12 protein-coding genes are annotated in these 19,229 nt (G+C 38.6%); 8 read left to right on the forward strand and 4 right to left on the reverse strand.

What is annotated here, in order from left to right:
* Nucleotides 1-2 precede the first annotated feature (2 nt).
* The 3 genes from AC0KSB_RS06205 to AC0KSB_RS06215 are packed head-to-tail and all read left to right on the forward strand — an operon-like array spanning nucleotide 3 to nucleotide 6,231.
* Nucleotides 3-2,240: a glycoside hydrolase family 2 protein gene (locus tag AC0KSB_RS06205; protein ID WP_472307392.1), complete on the forward strand. Its 2,238-nt coding sequence runs from the start codon at nucleotides 3-5 to the stop codon at nucleotides 2,238-2,240.
* Nucleotides 2,241-2,245: 5 nt separating this feature from the next.
* Complete coding sequence (locus tag AC0KSB_RS06210) at nucleotides 2,246-3,697, forward strand: hypothetical protein (protein ID WP_472307394.1); 1,452 nt, start codon at nucleotides 2,246-2,248, stop codon at nucleotides 3,695-3,697.
* 2 nt (nucleotides 3,698-3,699) lie between these two features.
* Nucleotides 3,700-6,231 (forward strand): hypothetical protein, encoded by a 2,532-nt coding sequence (locus AC0KSB_RS06215; protein WP_472307396.1) that lies wholly within the window; start codon nucleotides 3,700-3,702, stop codon nucleotides 6,229-6,231.
* A 532-nt stretch (nucleotides 6,232-6,763) separates the two neighbouring features.
* Here AC0KSB_RS06215 and AC0KSB_RS06220 read toward each other — a convergent pair.
* Both AC0KSB_RS06220 and AC0KSB_RS06225 read right to left on the reverse strand, forming a co-directional pair.
* Entirely contained in the window at nucleotides 6,764-7,375 is a 612-nt protein-coding gene (locus AC0KSB_RS06220) for a GNAT family N-acetyltransferase (protein ID WP_472307398.1), read from the reverse strand.
* 590 nt (nucleotides 7,376-7,965) lie between these two features.
* On the reverse strand, nucleotides 7,966-8,628 hold the full coding sequence (locus AC0KSB_RS06225) for a recombinase family protein (RefSeq protein ID WP_472307400.1): 663 nt from the start codon (nucleotides 8,626-8,628) through the stop codon (nucleotides 7,966-7,968).
* 111 nt (nucleotides 8,629-8,739) lie between these two features.
* Between AC0KSB_RS06225 and AC0KSB_RS06230 the strand changes: the two genes are divergently transcribed.
* From AC0KSB_RS06230 to AC0KSB_RS06245, 4 genes are all read left to right on the forward strand, one after another.
* Nucleotides 8,740-8,910, forward strand: coding sequence for a hypothetical protein (locus AC0KSB_RS06230; RefSeq protein ID WP_472307402.1), 171 nt, complete (start codon nucleotides 8,740-8,742; stop codon nucleotides 8,908-8,910).
* 22 nt (nucleotides 8,911-8,932) lie between these two features.
* On the forward strand, nucleotides 8,933-9,166 hold the full coding sequence (locus AC0KSB_RS06235; protein WP_472307404.1) for a hypothetical protein: 234 nt from the start codon (nucleotides 8,933-8,935) through the stop codon (nucleotides 9,164-9,166).
* Nucleotides 9,167-9,615: 449 nt separating this feature from the next.
* Nucleotides 9,616-9,768 (forward strand): hypothetical protein, encoded by a 153-nt coding sequence (locus tag AC0KSB_RS06240; RefSeq protein ID WP_472307406.1) that lies wholly within the window; start codon nucleotides 9,616-9,618, stop codon nucleotides 9,766-9,768.
* Between the two features lie 313 nt (nucleotides 9,769-10,081).
* Nucleotides 10,082-13,105, forward strand: a complete 3,024-nt coding sequence (locus AC0KSB_RS06245) for a metallophosphoesterase (protein ID WP_472307408.1) — start codon at nucleotides 10,082-10,084, stop codon at nucleotides 13,103-13,105.
* Between the two features lie 412 nt (nucleotides 13,106-13,517).
* Here the strand turns inward: AC0KSB_RS06245 and AC0KSB_RS06250 are convergent, their stop codons facing one another.
* Entirely contained in the window at nucleotides 13,518-15,062 is a 1,545-nt protein-coding gene (locus AC0KSB_RS06250) for a tyrosine-type recombinase/integrase (protein ID WP_472307410.1), read from the reverse strand.
* 14 nt (nucleotides 15,063-15,076) lie between these two features.
* Complete coding sequence (locus AC0KSB_RS06255; protein ID WP_472307412.1) at nucleotides 15,077-17,572, reverse strand: hypothetical protein; 2,496 nt, start codon at nucleotides 17,570-17,572, stop codon at nucleotides 15,077-15,079.
* A gap of 1,494 nt (nucleotides 17,573-19,066) precedes the next feature.
* On the opposite strand from AC0KSB_RS06255, the gene AC0KSB_RS06260 reads away from it, so the two are divergent.
* On the forward strand, nucleotides 19,067-19,229 hold a 163-nt coding region (locus AC0KSB_RS06260), incomplete at its 3' end, for a transposase (RefSeq protein ID WP_472307416.1).

A 19,229-nucleotide genomic window follows, 5' to 3' on the forward strand; every position in this document is an offset into this window, starting at 1 on the left:
ATATGAGTTCGAATTTGCGTCCAGCGGTTGATTTGATTGAGCTGAGCTGGCAGCTTGGGCATAGCAGCGGGCATGATGTCATGCCTGAGAAGTGGATAAAAGCGACGGTGCCAGGTGCGGCCAATCTTGATTGGGGTACAGCCGAGGGTCTGCCCGACTGGCGGCAGGAGACTAATTTTGAGGCTTACAGGTGGATGGAGGATCAGTATTGGATATACAAGTCTGTTATTCCGGATCTGAGTTCTGATTTGACTAGTGACCAGCGGGTATTCTTCACTTGCAAGGGTATTGATTATAAATATGAGATTCTGATTGGTGGCGAGCTGCGATACTCCTACGAAGGAATGTTCAGGCCATTTGAGCTCGATGTGACTGAGGATTTGGGATCAGAGCTGATGATTGCAATTCATCCTGTGCCCAAGGATGAGGGAGCGGTTCCGGGCTCGCGACAAGAGGCTAGGCAGTCATGTAAGCCTGCTGTCAGTTACGGCTGGGACTGGCATCCTCGCTTGATACCGCTTGGCATCTGGGATGATACAGGCATTGTTGTCAGATATGAGGATCGCATCATTAGTGCAGAGCTCTTTTACGATTTATCGGAGCAGTTGGATCAGGCCGAAATATGTCTCGATGTCGATCTATCAGGGGAAGGTGATCTGGAATTCACATTATACTCGCCTGATTCGGAAATTGTTCTCCAGTCAACAGGGCGGGGTAATATCGGCTGCATCAACGATCCACTGCTCTGGTGGTGCAATGGTTATGGTCAGCCTGACCTCTATAGATGGGAGCTTAGACTGCTGAAAAACGGCGATATTAGAGACTCTGTTGGTGGCAAAATTGGTTTCAGAACGATCACTCTGGAAATGAACGAGGGTGCCTGGTCTGAGCCAGTAGGCTATCCAAAATCACGCAGTAATGCACCAATCACGCTGAAGCTTAACAATGTTCCCATCTTCGCAAAAGGTACCAACTGGGTAAATCCGGCGGTTTTTCCCGGCACAATAACTAAGGAGACCTATGAGCCTCTGCTTATACTGGCTCAGGAAGCCAATATGAATTTGCTGCGAATATGGGGAGGCGGAATCGTTAATAAGGATAGCTTCTTCGAAATTTGTGATGAGCTCGGTCTTATGGTTTGGCAGGAATTTCCACTGGCCTGCAACAATTATCGAGGTAGCAAGGAGTATCTGCAAGTGCTGGAGCAAGAAGCAGAGGCAATAATTACTAAGCTTCGTAAATATACCAGCCTGGCTTTTTGGTGTGGCGGTAATGAGTTATTCAACAGCTGGTCCAAGATGACCGACCAATCGCATGCCTTGCGATTACTGAACAAGCTCTGCTATGAGCTAGATCCTAAACGTCCTTATCTTCCGACATCACCTTTGATGGGTATGGCTCATGGCTGCTATTTGTTCCGGTATCTTGATGGACGCGAAGTGTTTCAGGCAATGCCTCAGGCACACTATACCGCTTATACAGAATTTGGCGTTCCATCTCTATCCAATCTTGATTGCTGCCTGATGATCAGCGAGCAGAACAAGCTATTTCCCTTGGAGGAAAATGAGATCACTATTGCTCATCACGCGTTTAAGGCTTGGGGAGATTTCGATTCGTGGGCATGTCCGGACATGATCGAGGATTACTTCGGTAAACCGTCTAATCTACAACAGATGATTGAATGGAGTCAGTGGCTTCAGAGTGAAGGTTATAAATGCATATATGAAGAAGCCCGCCGGCAGAAACCCTATTGCTCGATGGCCCTTAACTGGTGCTATAACGAGCCTTGGCCAACTCTGGCTAACAACTCACTGATTAACTACCCAGTTGCCCCTAAGCCTGCCTATTATGCCGTAGCTGTGAGCTGCCGCAATCAATTGATCAGTGCCAGAATTCCCAAATTCGCCTGGCGTTCTGGAGAAACTTTTGCCGTAGATCTATGGCTGCTGAACGATGGTAATGATGCGGCTGAGGCAGGGCAGGCCGATGTCTGGCTGGAATTTGCCGGCAGCAGGCATTTTGTTATGAATTGGCAATACAAGGCAGTCCCGGCCAACATGAATCTGGAGGGTCCTACTGTACGCTTCAAATTGCCAGAAACAATTGAAAATAAAGAGAAGGATAAATTGATCCCGCTTAATGCGGCGATTATTGAATCAGATATAGGCAGTACTCGTGAGATGAAACTGATCATTGAATGCGGCGAGCTGTCAAGCGAGTATCGACTTTTATTGAGGTAAGGAAAATGATTGAGAGAAAAAATAAACGAATAGCTAGAATTGGAATTTTCGCAGTTGTTCATGATACATACTATTCACAGTTTGATGGCTTACAGGAAAAACTTGAAGGTTTCCATCAGGATTTGGTGAGGAGCCTCGAGCAACATGATATCACGTTGATTGACTATGGCTTTGCCAGCGGTCAACAGAATGCTGCGGCCATAGCTGCACAAATGCGAAGAGATGACCTGGATCTAATTTTCTGCAATATGGCTACATACGCGACCTCGGCGACTTTTGCCCCTGTGGTATTGGGTGCGGAACAGCCGATCATACTGCTCGCGCTACAGCCAAGAGCCGCAATGGACTACAGCCAGGCTAGTACCAGAATGCAATTGGAGAACGACAATATATGCTCTGTACCCGAGTTTACCGGGGTTGCTATTAGACTTGGAAGACCTGTCGCGGATGTTGTTATTGGGACACTCTACGATGATCAGGAAGCGGCTAAAGAAATCGGCCGGTGGTGCGATATAGCAAAAGTACTGCATGGTCTGCGACAGGCGCGTATTGGGTTGATGGGGCATGTAATGGAAGCTATGTATGATATGCATACTGATCCAACAGCAGTCTCCGCTACCTTCGGAGTGCATGTTTCGCTGCTTGAAATCGAGGATCTAATGTCTGAGTTTGAAGCTGTTGCTCCTGAATTGATAAACGAAAAAAGAAAGCTAATACTAAAGGAGTTCGAGACGCCCGAGCCCCAAACTGATCCACTAACAGCGAAGCTGACCGATGAACACTTGCAGCAAGCCGCAATTGGAGCTGCCGCATTGGAAGCCTTAGTCGAGAGACATGAACTGTCAGGACTTGCTTATTATTATGAGGGTCGAGCCGACAGTGCACAGCGCCAGGTTATGAGTTCTTTGATTGCCGGCAATACTATCCTCAATGCGCAAGGTGTACCTATGTGCGGCGAATTTGATCTCAAGACTTGTATAGCGATGCTGATAATGGACCGACTCGATATTGGCGGCAGCTTCGCAGAATTCCATCCGTTTGATTTTCAGGAGGATTTTATACTTGTCGGACATGATGGACCGCATCATATGACAATTGCGGATAGCAAACCAATTTTGCGCAGCTTGAAAAAATATCATGGCAAGCCAGGTAGCGGTGCCTCTGTCGAATTTAAACTTCGCGAAGGGCCGATAACAATGCTCGGTATAACGCAAACCGCCACAGGGAATTTCAAGTTTGTTATTGGAGAAGGTATCAGTAAAAAGGGTCCGATTCCACCGACCGGTAATACTAACACCAGAGCTTATTTCGCACCGACAACAAAAGAGTTCGTCAAAGCATGGGTCATGGAAGGGCCGACGCATCATTATGCGTTGGGCATAGGTCATCACGCTGCTACGATCAAGAAAATTGCTGATATTCTTGGTATAGAAGCTGTAATTGTACGAGGAAAATGAACATGAAGGAATTGCTGAAAAATTTTACGCTTGAAGTCTCTCTAAAACCGTTTTATAGCCTTGATCAAGAATGTTTCGAAACTGTAGCACGACAGATATTCACACACTGGCGTGATTCTATAGATCTTGCCGAGACAGTATCTATCTTGTTTTGGTCCTCTGATGGCTCCGAAATCCTTGACTATCAAGGTGATATGGATGCTATATTCGAATGGGCTAAATATATTGGTGGCGCTAACCCACGTATGGGTTGGGATCAGGTAAATGATCCAAAAAGAATTAACCTGCACGCGACTTATTATGACTATCGTGATAATCCGTCGGAATATACATATGCTGACTTAAGAAGACTGCTCAAGACTGTAAGAGATATTGGCAGAGAAATAACTGGTAAACCAATTAAGCTGGGTGCAACCTTCGATCCCGGTCCTGAATTTGCTAAATCAAGCTTCAAATATGAACGGCATAACGAAATATGTTTTGGCGAATCTATGGGTAAAAGCAGTATGGTCTGTTGCTACGCCTTGCTAAATGCTGATGAAGTAAAATATGCAGGCTTTCCAAATGGCATCCCTCAGGATACTCATTTTGGCACATTTCTCGGGAGGCAATCACAATGCTTCATGCGAGATCTTGGATTCGACTATCTTTGGCTATCAAATGGCTTCGGGTTTGGCACTGAAACATGGGGCCTCACCGGTGCGATATTTAATAAGCTAAAATTCAATAATGAGAAGATTCCCGAAGTTCAGCTGAAAATTCTCCAGTTCTGGCAACTGTTTCGCCAGGAATGTGATTACCCTGTTGAAACTCGTGGAACCAATCAATCGTTGGGTATAGACTATGGCACTGATGCTGTCAACCATAAGGGTATTTATGAGGGTGGGTTCGACATCGCACCGCCCTGCAACTCGCCATGGGCCGCAATAAATGGTGACTTCGGCATGGAGCTCGTTGGCCATTTATCGCGAATAGCTAAGCTGCCTGAGGGAAAAGGCTACCCCTTCCGATTTTATGTGCATGATCCTTGGTGGGTCAATAGCCCCTGGATAGACAGATATGAGAGACAGCCTCACGATATCTATCTACCATTGTCGATCACGAGGTTCGATGAAACAGGCACATCACAGATGCCGTCGCAGATCAATCTTCTTACGATTGATAACTCATTTGGACAAATGCCGCAGGATTGTCCAATAGAAATACAACCTCATATCAACAAAGCACTAAACAGATTCCCTGATAATCTGCCACCAGTACTCTGGGTCTATCCCTTTGACGAGTATTCAACAAGCGGGAACGGAGAGAAAACATTCTTCGAGGATATGTTTATGCGTAGTGCCGTTAATCAAGGATTCCCTATCGGTGGGGTTATATCAACAGACAATTTCGCTAAGTATGTTACATCGCAAATTGATTCTAGTTCTATGAAGAAAACTAACGAAATTACTAGTCTTAACATACTACCAGGAAGCGTAATAGTAACACCAATGCCACTTGAAAACTCTATTATGGCAGAGCTTCTGCCAAGATTTATTAGTGAAGGAGGTCAGGTTATACTCTATGGATCACTTCAAGACAGTGATTGTAAACTTCTAGCATATCTTGGTATAAAAAGAACTGAACCGCTTTCCGGTCTACTCGAACTCGAAGTGGCCAATTTACCAGATAAACTTGCTCCCCACATGGTTCCTGATCAAATTGAAATTGAACCTGTCCTGTCACATGGAGGAGCAGAAGCGATTCTTTCTGATTATAGTTTGACACAAAACAAAGTATTAGCAATGGTTATACACGATGGCAAAAGGCGAATTTTTGCAACAGCGCCTAAACCTGTTAGTGAAGATGGCTCTAGAGCAAAAGGTCGTGTCGTTTGGGTACGGGGATCAAACAGTGGATATTTCACAGAGCACAGTGCCGGTTTGGAGCCATACGCAGTTGATCGCTCATTCCAGAGTAGTAGCTTGCTTCGATATGCTCTAGCTGAATTCGGTATAAATATTAGATATCACTATCAAGACGCTGACAGTAAAACACCGGTTGTAAATATTCACAGGAATAAAAATGCGTTTGTCTTCACAGGCTATTGTCCTGATACAACTGTTTCGATTAGTTTAAACACACCGATAGGCGCTCCCTTGATGATAGGTCATGAAGGAAAACTGAGGTCAGTTAAAAATGATGGTAGCCAAGCACAGATAGAATATAATTTCAGCCGGGCATGGCAATTCGAAAGCAGAGTTTTCATTAGCGGCCAAGCCGCAGGCATTGTATCGTGTCGAGAGATGGCGCCGGTCAGCTATTTTATGCATCGACGTATAAGAATTGATGGTTTAAAAAGTGCGAACCTTATTATATTGCCTGAAACTGAATTTGTCGGACGAACTGAAGTATTAGTTAATCCTCAAGGTCCAATAGTGGTTGGTGAGCTTCACGAAACTGAAGAGATTACAACACCGTATGGCCCTGCGATTATCATAAACAATGTCAGTGGAACGGTTGTAATAAGCAATATGGTAAATGAACTGCCATGAGAAGACAGGATTTTAGTGTTGCAAACAAGTTTAAATAATTAGTAGATGTTTTAGTCGCCTCATGGTGCAAAACGCAATCAAATAGTGTTAGCCATTTATGAGTTTAAGCATGCCTGACAAGTAGCACCATTGTATTTCTTAACATATGGTGTGTGGCTGCTATCTGTCGCTGACTGAGCCAGATGTACACGGCTCGGACGATATCAAGGTTGTTTGACATTTTTCAGTCCTCCTAAGATAAATTTTGCTTGTGCAGTAATTTCATCTTATAAGAAGACTGACATTTGTGGCTCTGCATCTGCGCTTTAGAAATGTCTAAATAAATTGGGTTAGTCAGATAATGGCACTAAAACTGCGTGCGAATGGCTCTGTTTCAACGTGTTTTATGGTAAAAATAATACATACACATGAAACAGGAACGATTCTAATAGCTGTCAAAAAGTATTCAAAGAGACATTTAATTGACAAACCACAATATGATGGAATTTAGAAATCATATAGTTAGAACAGGTAAATTACACAGATAATTAAATTATTCAGAGTATACTTTATAAAAGTACTCTGAGGCTCTGATCTTCTTAAAACCATCAGCTTTAATTACAGACTCTATTCTTTTTAAGATAGCACCATCCGTGTCAATTGTATTAATCCACTCGTCTTGATTGTTTGGTTCTTGCGGTTTTGGACACGTAACAGCAGCATGCAAATAAACATTGAAACAGTGCTTGCATATAGCTTCAAAATTGGACAGCAAATATTTGGCTAAACCTTGTCCTCTATGTTTAGGGTTAACGTATAACCTACTAATATAGACAGAAAATAGAGGGAGATAAAGTTTGTCTCCTAAGTACTCCTTTTCATATGAACTTCTTGATACAAGATAGCTGATTCCCATATTTGTATCAGAGTCTATCATGTCAGAAACTTCAATTAAGCTCTCACCATTATTCATAATAGCTGTCTCATCGAAAAAAGTGCCATCGAATGTAAGCATACATTCTTCTGTGTATTCGTCTAACAACTCAATATGTCCGTAGAAACAGTAGCGCTCTTCCTCAATATATGGGTCTCGGCTAAAATTAGTTTCTTCAATAACATCTTGGACATAAGTACGATTTCGCGATGTTCCAGCCTTTATAATCATATACACCTCGTCAATCTGATAACAAGAATTCATCGACAATAAAATCTATAATCTTAATCCATGGAGACAGAATAAATATATTACTCTATTACCTAGTATACTACTAGTAATCAAAAAATGTTCATCCGCAACTACATAATTGTGTGGTGAAGTTGTTTGTTTTGAGTTCTTGTGTTGTCATATGAATTGATGTACTGCTTGAAAATATATAAATTTCCTGGTTCTGTCGAGATTATAGTAGTGTTTCATATCAGTTGGGCGTTCCATCCCAGGACCTGTAATGATTAGTGTTTCTGAATCAGTCAAATCCCATAATATAAGTGGAGGGCAATACTTCTTCTGATCTAGATGGTTTTTGCAAGTGGATGGTCTAACAATTTCTGCATGATTTAGGTAGTTCCGTCAGACCGATTAGCTTACTACTAGGGGATACACAAAAATTATTATGCAACCAATGAATCGTTTTACCACTACATTTAAGCATACAGGCATTTTCTCATAGACTTTATATCTCATTAACTCATCTAGCCACAAAAGGGTGGTGTTTATTTACCGCTACCAAGGAGGAGTACGTCTGCTCCTTTTATAGATTAGTCTAGCATCTCCTCAAGTTCTTCTATAGTTTTAACAATCACTTTACCCTGCTTGATTTGAGCTCTGCTTTCGTTGAGCTTGTTGATATATGCTGCATTATTTGCTTTCTGTTCTCTTAGGCGACGATAAATAGTAGATGCTGAAACACCTGTTATATTTTCGATTTCTTTTAGCGACATAGAGTTAGTATTGTACAGTTTTAATGCCTTTGCTACTTTACCTTTCGGCAGAGGTTTTCTGCCGCCTTTCTTACCCCTTGTCATAGCATCGGCCAAACCTTCTTTCGTCCGCTCTATTATCAATTCTCTTTCAAACTGGGCGAAGGATTGAACTATAGTTAACATAAGCTCGCCTTGTGCAGTCGAGGTGTCGAAATTATCCTTGCTACTTACAAGTACAACCCCCATGCCATCTAGCATCTCAATAATATCTATCAGATCCTTAGTTGATCTAGCGAGTCGTGAAAAGCTCTCAACTAAAACAGTGTCGCCTTCTCTAAGTCTTTCCATGAGCCGATTAAATTGCGGGCGATTAGCTTTTACACCGGAAATTTTCTCAACATAAATATTCTGATACTCTACACCTTGGTCACGTAGCCAATCAATTTGCCGATCAAGATTTTGTTCTTTGGTCGACATCCTAGCATAACCAAACTTCATAACGTACACACCCCGAATCACATTAAGCAATCATTTGCTATTATCGTTCACTTGTGTAACAATTGTATCATAAACGGTGGTTTGTGACATGGTTGTTAATAAAGCTCTACATTGCAAAACTACTATAAAGTGAATATTACGGTTAATCAGAGCCGCTGTTCCGGCGGTGACGGAGCCGCCGCCGGCTTCATGTCAACCGGACTGATGGCTCATTTCGGGGCAGATTATTCATATAAAGTTTGGGCAGACACAAAACTTGTACCAGTCAGACAACTCAGCTAAAATAAAAATTGGGTGGCTAAATATGACTCCAAAACGTTATAGCAATCCAGTGTTAGAAGAACTATATAAATCAGCGTGCGAAAAATTTGGAGAAGAAGAGTTTCGGACAGTATGCGATCGAGCTCGAAAAAAGCTAGATGAGCAAACCTGTGATGAACACAAAGAATCTATTGAGGATTATTTTGAGAATTCGGAAACCGTAAACCATGATATTGGCGAAGTCGATTGGGAATTGCCAGTCGAAAAAGAAGAGTGATAGTGATTTGCTTAGAGTGGTAGTGATTTGTTTATTTTAATCTAGATTAATATATGTTGAAAGCCTGCTGTTCACAACATACTCAAGTCATCTTCTTCGATTTTAGTTAATCGCAACTTAATTTTGTCGCTTTCGCAGTCTTGCTTCTTGTATTCTATAAATTCATTCATGCATTCAAGCAGATTTTGGAAAAGTTCGGAAAATAAAACATCATCTTCGATTTTCGTATCCCTGGGGGAATTATGACATGCCAAAATAATTTGAACCTGGCTATTTATGAGACGCATACCAGGGAGCGACAACCATTTGAACTTGACCTCTTATTAGTCGCATATCAAGTAGCGACAATTATTTAATGGGTGCTACAGCTAAAGTTTAATATGAGGACTCATAAAAGTCAAACACCAGTGAGGTCTGTTTTTATATCACACCCCCAGTGATGTATTTGCGTGGACATTTTCTCTGCACTTTTAGTGGAGCACCATGAAAAATGGTTGACCGGCAAGAAGTATTTCATAATGGATCGCTGCTTTGATGAGAGAGAAACAGCGAGAAAAGAAGCGTTAGCAGAACGAGCAGCACACCTGCATGTTGTCACCTAATTCATGCAGATACCGGAAGGCAATTTACACCAACTTTTTGGACTTGACTTCTGGTTGAGACACATGCTATTCACAAAAACATAATGGTTAAAAACATTTAAATGATGACTCCAGGAAACAATGCTTATATCAATATATAAGCATCAGTTGAATCAACATCTTATACATTAACCTGTGGGGTTAGACATAGTAATTGATACTGTGATTTGATATTAGATAGAAAAGCTTTATAGCTATAACACTGCTTCATATAGTGTATGGTATAATAATTTGTAATTATATGGTCTATGCTTTGACAGACGGAGATTTATAAATGAAGATTATATTTTTACATTTGAGTGACTTTCATTTCAGTGGAGCATATTCGGTTAATTCATTTCAAACCGGTAAAATCGTAGATTCTCTTAAGCAGTTATTTCCGTTTGATAGAGTATGCATAATTCTATCAGGCGACTTGACTCAAACCGGAGAAAGAGAACAATTCGCAGGAGTTCAAAGATTGGTTGGTCATCTTATTTCTAATGTCAAAGATAGAACCGGTTATCAAGGGCGTATAGATGTTTTATGTGTACCAGGTAACCATGATATTAATCATAATGGCAATCCATTAACAAGCAGAAAACTGCAGAGTATCAGAAAGGCAAAATCATACGATAAACTCATTGATAAAGAGTTAATAAAACTGGATGGATTCTATGAGTTTTCTGCTAAAAATAGGTGCTTTGTTAATGGAAAAGTGTATTGTCAAAATATCATCAGGTTACGTGACTTTGAAATCGAGGTAAATTTATTAAATAGTGCTATATTTTCGATTCTTGATGAAGACAAGGGACTGCATTATATTCCGCAACAATGTATTAATAATCTATGTAAGCCAACAGGCGCTGATTTTGTAATAACGATAATGCATCACGCTCCTGAGTGGTACAATGATAGCCAAAAAGTATTGCTAGAAAATGCGATATTTAAAAAGAGCTCAATAGTATTTATCGGTCATGAGCATTATTCTGGAACTAAGACAATTTCCAGCGATCGTCATATTCCTACCTTTATTCAAGCAGGCGGATGTTTATGTCAAAATGATGATTGGACTAAAAGTGAGTTTCATTCGGGGATCCTTGATACAAAGAAAATGGAATACACACTTTATAACATGAAATGGAATATTAAGGAACAGCAATACGAGAATATTGATAAAAATGTAAAGATGTTAGCACTGAAGCCGTCTGCTGAAAGAAAAATAACTGTTCAACATTCATTTATCGAAAAATTAGTAGAGGATGAAAAACACGATATATCGGACGATTTTCGCGACTATTATACATTCCCACGTATTCAAGCTGAAGATCAAAAAGGTGCTTTTGGTAAAGAGATTCTTGATGAAGACTCCTTAGTGACGGAAGTTCGATCAAGTAAAAGAATGAGTATCGTTGGTGGATACAATTCAGGGAAAACCTCCTTATTGAAATATTTGTTCTTGAAATTGACCGAAGACTATTGTGTTATATTTTGTGATGTATCTTATATTAGTGGAAAAGATGCTAAGAGAACTATTAAGTTTTGTTTCGAAGAAATATATGGTGATAATCCGTCAGATTATGAAAGATTTTCACAATTGTCAAAAGATAATCGAATGTTGCTTATTGACAACGTTGATCAGATTTCTCCTGAATGTCTGGATCAGTTTATAAGTGAAGTTGAAGATGTTTTTGAATATGTAATCTTTACTTCGATTCAAGTAATAGATTTTGATCTAGTAAAAAGAATAAAAAGTCTCCTTAAAGCTTCGGACTATGTAGGAAGATATAAACTAACTTCTTTCTACACTGATAAACGCGATGAATTAATATATAAAATAGTCGAAATAAAGATTGATGATAAAAATGCAGCAAGTAGAACTGCAAAACTATTATCAGATGCAATTAAAACTCAGCGCAATTTTGTGAGCCTGGATCCGGACTTTATAATTAAATATGTTGAGTATTTTTGTAATAATATCGGAGAAGCATCTTATAATGATAGTAGTATTTTTAGCAAAGTGTTTGAGAGTAGCCTAGTAACGGCTATTGCCAAGTATCAAACAAATAGGTTATCCGTCGATAAAACATTTATGATATTGTCAAAAATTGCACATTACATTCATTTTAACAAAGCATATCCGATACCACATTTACGTGTGTGTGAAATAATAAGTGAATATAACAATGAGTATGGTACAAACGTAAGTATACCTGATGTTATAGAAATTATTCTAAATTCAAAAATATTAGTCCGTACAGACGATCATTCTGGATATCGTTTTTCGAATAAAAATTATTTAGCTTTTTTTGTAGCAAGAGAAGTAAATAACCGTTACCATACAACTGGTGACGATTCAGATCTTACTAAGCTTCTACAATGCGCTTGTTTTGGTATAAATTCGGACATATTACTTTTCATATCATTCATAACAGATAATATTAAGATTCTTAGACATATTATTCATATGGTGAATAAATTTACTTCAGAATGGAGTGAATTTCGCTTTGATAATGAAATGCCACAATTTCTGCTTCATGATAAAGTTCATAAATTAGAACCTCTTTCAGAAGAGACAAAAAGAGCTGACAAGGCCGCTGAGATAGAAGCAGAGAAAAGACAAGAGACTGATATGAAAGCGGTTGATATATATGATTATTCTGATGATTCAATTGAAGAGTTTGCAAACCAGATCATTCGAGCTTGTAAATTACTTTCAGTAGTCGCTAAATGCTTACCGAGTTTTGAACACTTAATGCTTAGGAGTGATAAAGAGGCATTTGTTGAAATATTATATCAGCTTCCCAATAAGATATTTTCCCAGTGGGCTAAAGAGGTTGATAAAGATGCTGGTGAAATAATTAAGTTTTTTAGAGATCAAGCACAGGATCAATTTATCAGACAGAAAAATGTGACTGACGATGACATATTAGCCGCTCTTCAATGGGTTTCTATGTCCTTGTTTCTCGAATTGTATAATCTTGTTGTTAGCAGTTCAGTTAAAGAAAACACATTCGAATATCTTGATAGTTACAATCATCATCTGTCAGAGACATATTCATTAGAGCATCTTATGATGATCGAGAGAAAAGGATTAGGTACCGATTTTGCAGATACGGCGATGCAGTTATCAAAAACAAAAAAAGGAAACACGTTCGCAACCATGCTGGCACGAATTGTTCAACATGCACTTGTTTATATGGATAACCTAGGCTACAAGCAACAGCAAAGACTTAAAACAGAGTATTTTCCTGCTAAAGAAGAACAGAAGAAGTTACTAGCTCAAAGAGGGGCACATTTGAGTCAGAAAAGCGAGTAATTTCTATAAAAGTTAAGTGCACACTCATAGACTGACATTCTATGAACAAGTTGCTTAGGCTGAAATATAGCGTCGAGCTACCGGCCTTGCCTGTCCAAAAACAGCCGAATATAATGACAACAGGAAACTACAGAAAAAGGAAAAGAAGACCACTGGTTTACTATCTCCAATGGAACTGTTGTAAGCGTCTGATAAATGATGTATTTACACAGAAACGAAGAAGTGAGATTCTCTATAACTGAAGACAAAGCGAAGTCTTTGTGAGTCTTGAGAATGGCTTTCTCTATCTGCGGCGGGCGGCTCTACAGTCGTACGCTAATTGCTTTAAGCCTCCGCGCAGGTGGCTCTGATTCGCCGCGTTTCGCAACTGTAATGCCATAATATGATTTCTTATTGTTATACTACAATACATTCATTCAAAAATTGTTTCATAATCGTGTGATACAGTTATTCTGTTTTTCTTCATTGCATTGTCATATGATTTGTGGTACTGCTTAAGTATATTTGCATTTCCCGATGCTGACTTCCCGTCAGATAATTCGTAACGAAGGGTTATGGGTTGATCACGACCTGATTCATTGCGTATCTTAGTTGTAACTTTTTCAAGCGGTTCAGTTGCAGAGATGCTTAGTCTAGCATCTAAATAAATAGGGGCATCGCTCTTTCTGTTACCTGACTTGTTCGAGACAGTATTAATCAAAATCTTTTGATTGCCTGGAGAAACAAAAAATCTTTTTCCCTCGGTGCTGTCGATGCTGATTAAGTTCTCATAATGATACGTGTCGGATATAAGTGGACGATTATCCAATTTTCTTTTAATCCGAATAAGCCTGTCGGGATTAGAGTAGTAGTGTCTCATATCAGTTGGGTCATCTATGTCGTGGCCTATAACATATTGTATTTCTGAATCAGACAAATCTAATAAGTGTAAATGGGTAGCAAAATTTCTTCTAAGAAGATAGGAAGTTGGCTCTTTTTCTATGATATCCGTATCTTTACTTATTTCGGAGTCTATGAGTCCGAGTATAGATGAACTCACATTTGCCTCCCTAAGAATCTTCTTTCCCATAATTGTTAGGTCATTAGCGGTACACCTAACTCTATAATTATCTCTAGTGCAGACTATAGGTAATTGCGCTATTTCATCATCAGATGCTCTATTTCCAATTTCGCCTTGTATGAAGCGTTTTCTATCACTGATGAAATTATGGAGCTTATTTGTAATTGGTATCAAACGGTCGGCATTCTTAGTTTTACCACTTGCTTTGGTTTCATTTGTATTCTTTCCTGTAGACTTAAAAACTCTAATACAATAGTTGTGAGGGTAGTCAGGTATTTCAATTATGTCTTCAAAGTTAATTGCACAAGCTTCCGAATTTCTGAGCCCGCATGCAAACATAAGCAGTACTCCCATAAGTTCTCCTGCTTGCATAACATTTGTGTAGCATCTCTCATAGACATGAAGTTCTTCTTTGATTGTTAGTGATTTCCTTATTTTTCCAGCCTTTGTTTCAGTTTCTTCTTTTTTCTTGCTTGGTAAATAAAGCGCTGTTCCCCATAATGGATTTTCAATACAATGTCCGTTTAATTTAGCATTATCATAAAGAAGTGATATCAAATAGAACAGATGATTTATAGTTGTTGGTTGGTACCTTTTCTTATTAACCCCAGATCCGTAGCCAGCTTTTTCAATGCTTCTGATTACGGCTGCAATTTCTTCATAAGAGAAGCTGTTTAGAGGTTTATAACTAAGTGGTATTGCCAGGTGATTATAAAAATCATTCTCGTAAGCTGTGAATGTGTCTTGTGCCCAGTTTCTTTTTTTGCCGATTTCCGGGAAATATTTAATAAAAAAACCTAGAAGAGTTAATTTGCCATCAATAATTTCATTGAGTCGCATTCCTTCATAACTTCTTTTTTCAAGGCGTTTAAACTTTGTGTTATTTAACTCGGTCATAAGCATAACCTCACTTAAGATTGTTTCTCTAACATAATTACTGTTCCTGAGATACCAAATTCGCTCTCTATCTCAACTGAAAGTTGGTTATCCTTAGCTCCATCCAATTCTATTATCATATCAATGCTTGGAACATTACTGCTTACAGCATTGGATGTGATTATGATTTCATCATTGAGTACACATGTAAATGCTTGCCTTTTTTCGTACTTATCAACGAATAAATCATTCACCCATCTGTCCATTTTCTTTATCATGTTGAGAATTGATAAGTCGTGAGAATAATCACAGTAATGTTTTGAAAAAGTATCAGGAGCTTGAGTGCCTAATATATAGCATAGTTCACCAGTTTTAAGACCACATGTTTCAAATGCACGGTAACGGAAGTTTGATCTAAGCAAATCACCATAATATTTATTCAGGTCAGTTGCCTTGCTTTTACTTCCTTCTATAGGAACATTCACATTTTGGGCTTTGTTTGATGTCGCTGAACTGTATGCAGACGAAGTCATCTTCTGTAATTTTCTATAAGGTAGGGGAATGGTATGCTTTGATAATGATGTAGAACTTCCTTTTCTAGGAGTAGGCGTGAAGTCACAAAACATTGGTAGATTATCAACAACTTTCCTTGAACCAAATTTATCTATTAATAAATTGTATCTGTTTTTCAGGATTTTACTCAGCTCAGTTGGTATCGGAACTCTTCTATAGTGGTCTGAAACACTTAGAGTTTCCATATTGTTCTTATGGTTATGTCTTTTTGTTATATTCAAAAAGTAGAAGTCTAAATATAAAATACTCTCGAAATCAGACCATTTGAGAGCGCAAATTTCATCAACCCCAAGACCTGTGAATAGTCTAATCATGACTGCAGCATATGACCACTTATTTTTTTGAGATATTTTTTCATTAATCCAGCGGTAAACGATTTTTTCTTCTTTATCAGATAGTACCTTTCTTGTTAACGCATCCCTAACTTCTTGAGTTTTATCTCTTTTTCTAATGTTCAATATAAACTCTTTAATTGGTATTTCTTCGACCAGTTTCTCGTTCTGGGCTAAAAGAAAAACATCATAAAGTTTAAACCATAGCTTAATTTCATCTTCATAAGATAAATTGTTCTGTGTAGATAATTCAGACATTGCAGTTTTGTATTCATCCAGTTTATCGCAAAGCATACAGTTATGTATCAGGTTAACGTTTTTGCTGTAGTGTAACTGTTTTGTTATGGTGTCACTGTAGTTTATTCTTTTAACTATCAATTCTTCATAGCAATAGTAAAATGTTCTAAAAGATATGTCCCTGTAGGCATTGTCCAATATTGCATTCTTTACTAAAGAAATAGTTGCGTTTCTCAATCTCTTATTATATGGGGCTTTTTCTCTTATTTTCAGTTCTAGTTCTTCGATAGAATTCGCTCTTAAAAATGTTTTGCTACCCTTAACTTGTTTGCCTCGTGCCAATTTGTTCCGCTTTAGCTGTTCAAATGTTGGGCGCTCACATACATAGACTTCGGCTCGATACGTGGATTCGGTCTTTATGTAAGTTATAGAATAGTAGAAACTAATCTCTTTAGAGAAGATAAATTCGGAAGGTAGCTTTCTTTTCACGGGATTGCTTTTTTCGGCATCGTGTAAGGTCTTCATATACGATCTAATACTCATGAGCTTTAATCTGCTAACATAACTTCGATCAGCCGTAAATGTACTATCTATTAAAATTCTTGGGTAATCATAGCCATTGATCGAAGAATTTTCAAAGGAAGAACTGGATAGATTGATCTGCGTGTTCACCTTAGTAAGTTTCGCAATATCAATAATTACCTTTTTTGCTCTTTTTGATTTTGCAATACTAAATGGGAGTACTGTAATCTTCTCATAAGTGAAACCACTATCAAATATTGCATCTCTGTAATTCTTTAAGAATAAGTCATCTGGCCCAACTACTAGTAGATGTGCTTTGGGGTTTAGTAGTTCGAGTGCTTTTCTAATCATTGAATTGCAAGAGTCTAGGCCGATGTCTCTCTCAAAGAAAACTATATAATCAAATTTTCCAGAAATTGCGTTCAACGACTGAAAATCATAGAATGACTGTGTGATATCCGAATTTTCTCGCAGACAATCTGCCTCAAGTTTATCGGTGACAATGTAAACTGTATTTCTATAAATTGATCTTACGTCCTTTATACTAAGCCGTATAAATTCCCAGCTTGGATTAATAATGAGCGTATCTATTCCGTTTTTGAGGTTAAATGTATTTATTGTTTCATTGTAAACTAAACTATTCTCAAACATGTAATCATGCGAATTATCATCGTATCTGCGCAGGAAGTCTATAGCATTAGCACTTTTACTTTGCAGTAATGAAAGAGCTTGCCCCCAATTTGTTGTATTTTTTGTACTTAACTTTGAGGTTGGCAGATTTTTCCCATCTCGCAAATCGCAGTATAGTGTCAGTGCAGCGTTTTTGCTTACGTTCTGTTCTTTTAGAATATTTACTGCTCTGGTCATATTTCGATTCTCAGGCAGATTTTCTCGTGCTAAGCAAATATCTTTAAGTGCATTAACGATAGCTTCATAATCACTTGAATTGTAGTGATCTATATGTAGCGCCCCAGAGAGATACAAGTAAGTGTCATAAGGATTGCAGTCATCTTGAGAGGTTTCTATTATAAAAAGATGCAGTAATTTCATTTGGGTAGTGTTCCCAGTAATGGTTTCTAATATGAGTAATGAGCTCGGTCTATCGGGAGAATTTGTAAGCGTAAGTATGTCAGATTGATTGGTGTTACATAGCGGATAAATCAGTTCATATAGCAGATCAAAATAATCTTGTGCTGATTGGTTAGGCAATAAACATTTTCGCGCATGATCAATGATATGTTGGAACTCAACAGGAAGTTTGGGATTGTTTATTAGACCATCGGTTGGTTTATCAAAAAGCAAGTTTAAATCTGTGCTTTTGACGATGAATAACCAAATAAGAATTAATAATGTTTTCCCGTGTGAATTGAGTTTGTAGGTCAAAAAATCACAGGAGATTGATTTCCTTAATAGTATTAGAGTTGGATTAAGCAATAATATGCTTGCATGTTTGTTTGTACAATACCACTGAATAAGTCGAAGAATTTCAGCCTTGGTTAACCATCCGTTACGTTCAGTAACTTTCATCAAGTTGATAATTTGACTGCGTATGCGATAGTCTAGAAAATTGCTATTTGTCGAAATTAGTTCAAATTTGTAAAGGAAAACAAGACTCTCAATATCATTATGACTTGACAGTGGTACACAAGTAGATTTTAGATTTGTTAAACCAATTTCCTGTAATATTATCTTTATGTCTACAACTTTTCTATCACTACCAAAAGCAAGATAGTACAATTTGTTAAATAGAAATTTCCGTGTGTTAGAACTACTGATGTGATCTGGGAAGAAACCTAATCGGCTTTCTATGATGCTTCTCCACCACATTTTTCCCGAAAAGTCGGATAGGAATCGAAAAAAGCGCTCTAAAAAGCGCTTTTTTTGTGTCTTTCAGAGTATAAAAAAACAATAAAGGTGCAAAAAAAGTGAACATGTCAGATATTCAGCTCTTAATTTGTTCTACTATACACATTCGTTTTTGGAGTACTGCATTATCACTGCGAATGCGAAGCTGAACCTTCTTTTTGGGTAGATTTTTTCTATCTAGTGTATGGTTGAACGGGCTTACTGGCAGATCATGTGGTATATGTTGAAGTTGGAATTGGACATGTAACAATGCCATCATCGTTTTTAACAAAACAGCTAAGCTCGGTTTGACTTTGTACTTCTGCTGTTATGCCACTGTCCTTATAGCAAGCAGGCAGAACGCCTGTTTTTAGGCAAGTCTGTATATCTTCAGGTTTGGTAGATAGACGCTGTTCTTCGGTAATTTCGGCCTCTTCATGGTGTTAGTATATAAGTATGGACAGGTAAAGTCGAACAAGTTATATTAACAAAAAAGCAAGAAGGAGAAAGTTCGACATGGCCAAATCCCAGAAGAAATACCCCGCTGATTTCAAGCAGCAGCTGGTTGATTTGTACACCAGTGGTAATTATACGTATCCTCAGTTAGAACGTGAATATGGCGTAGCAAGATCCTCCATCTCGAATTGGGTGAAGAATGCCTCCCCAATTACAACAACAG

The organism is Ercella succinigenes (genome assembly GCF_900002895.1).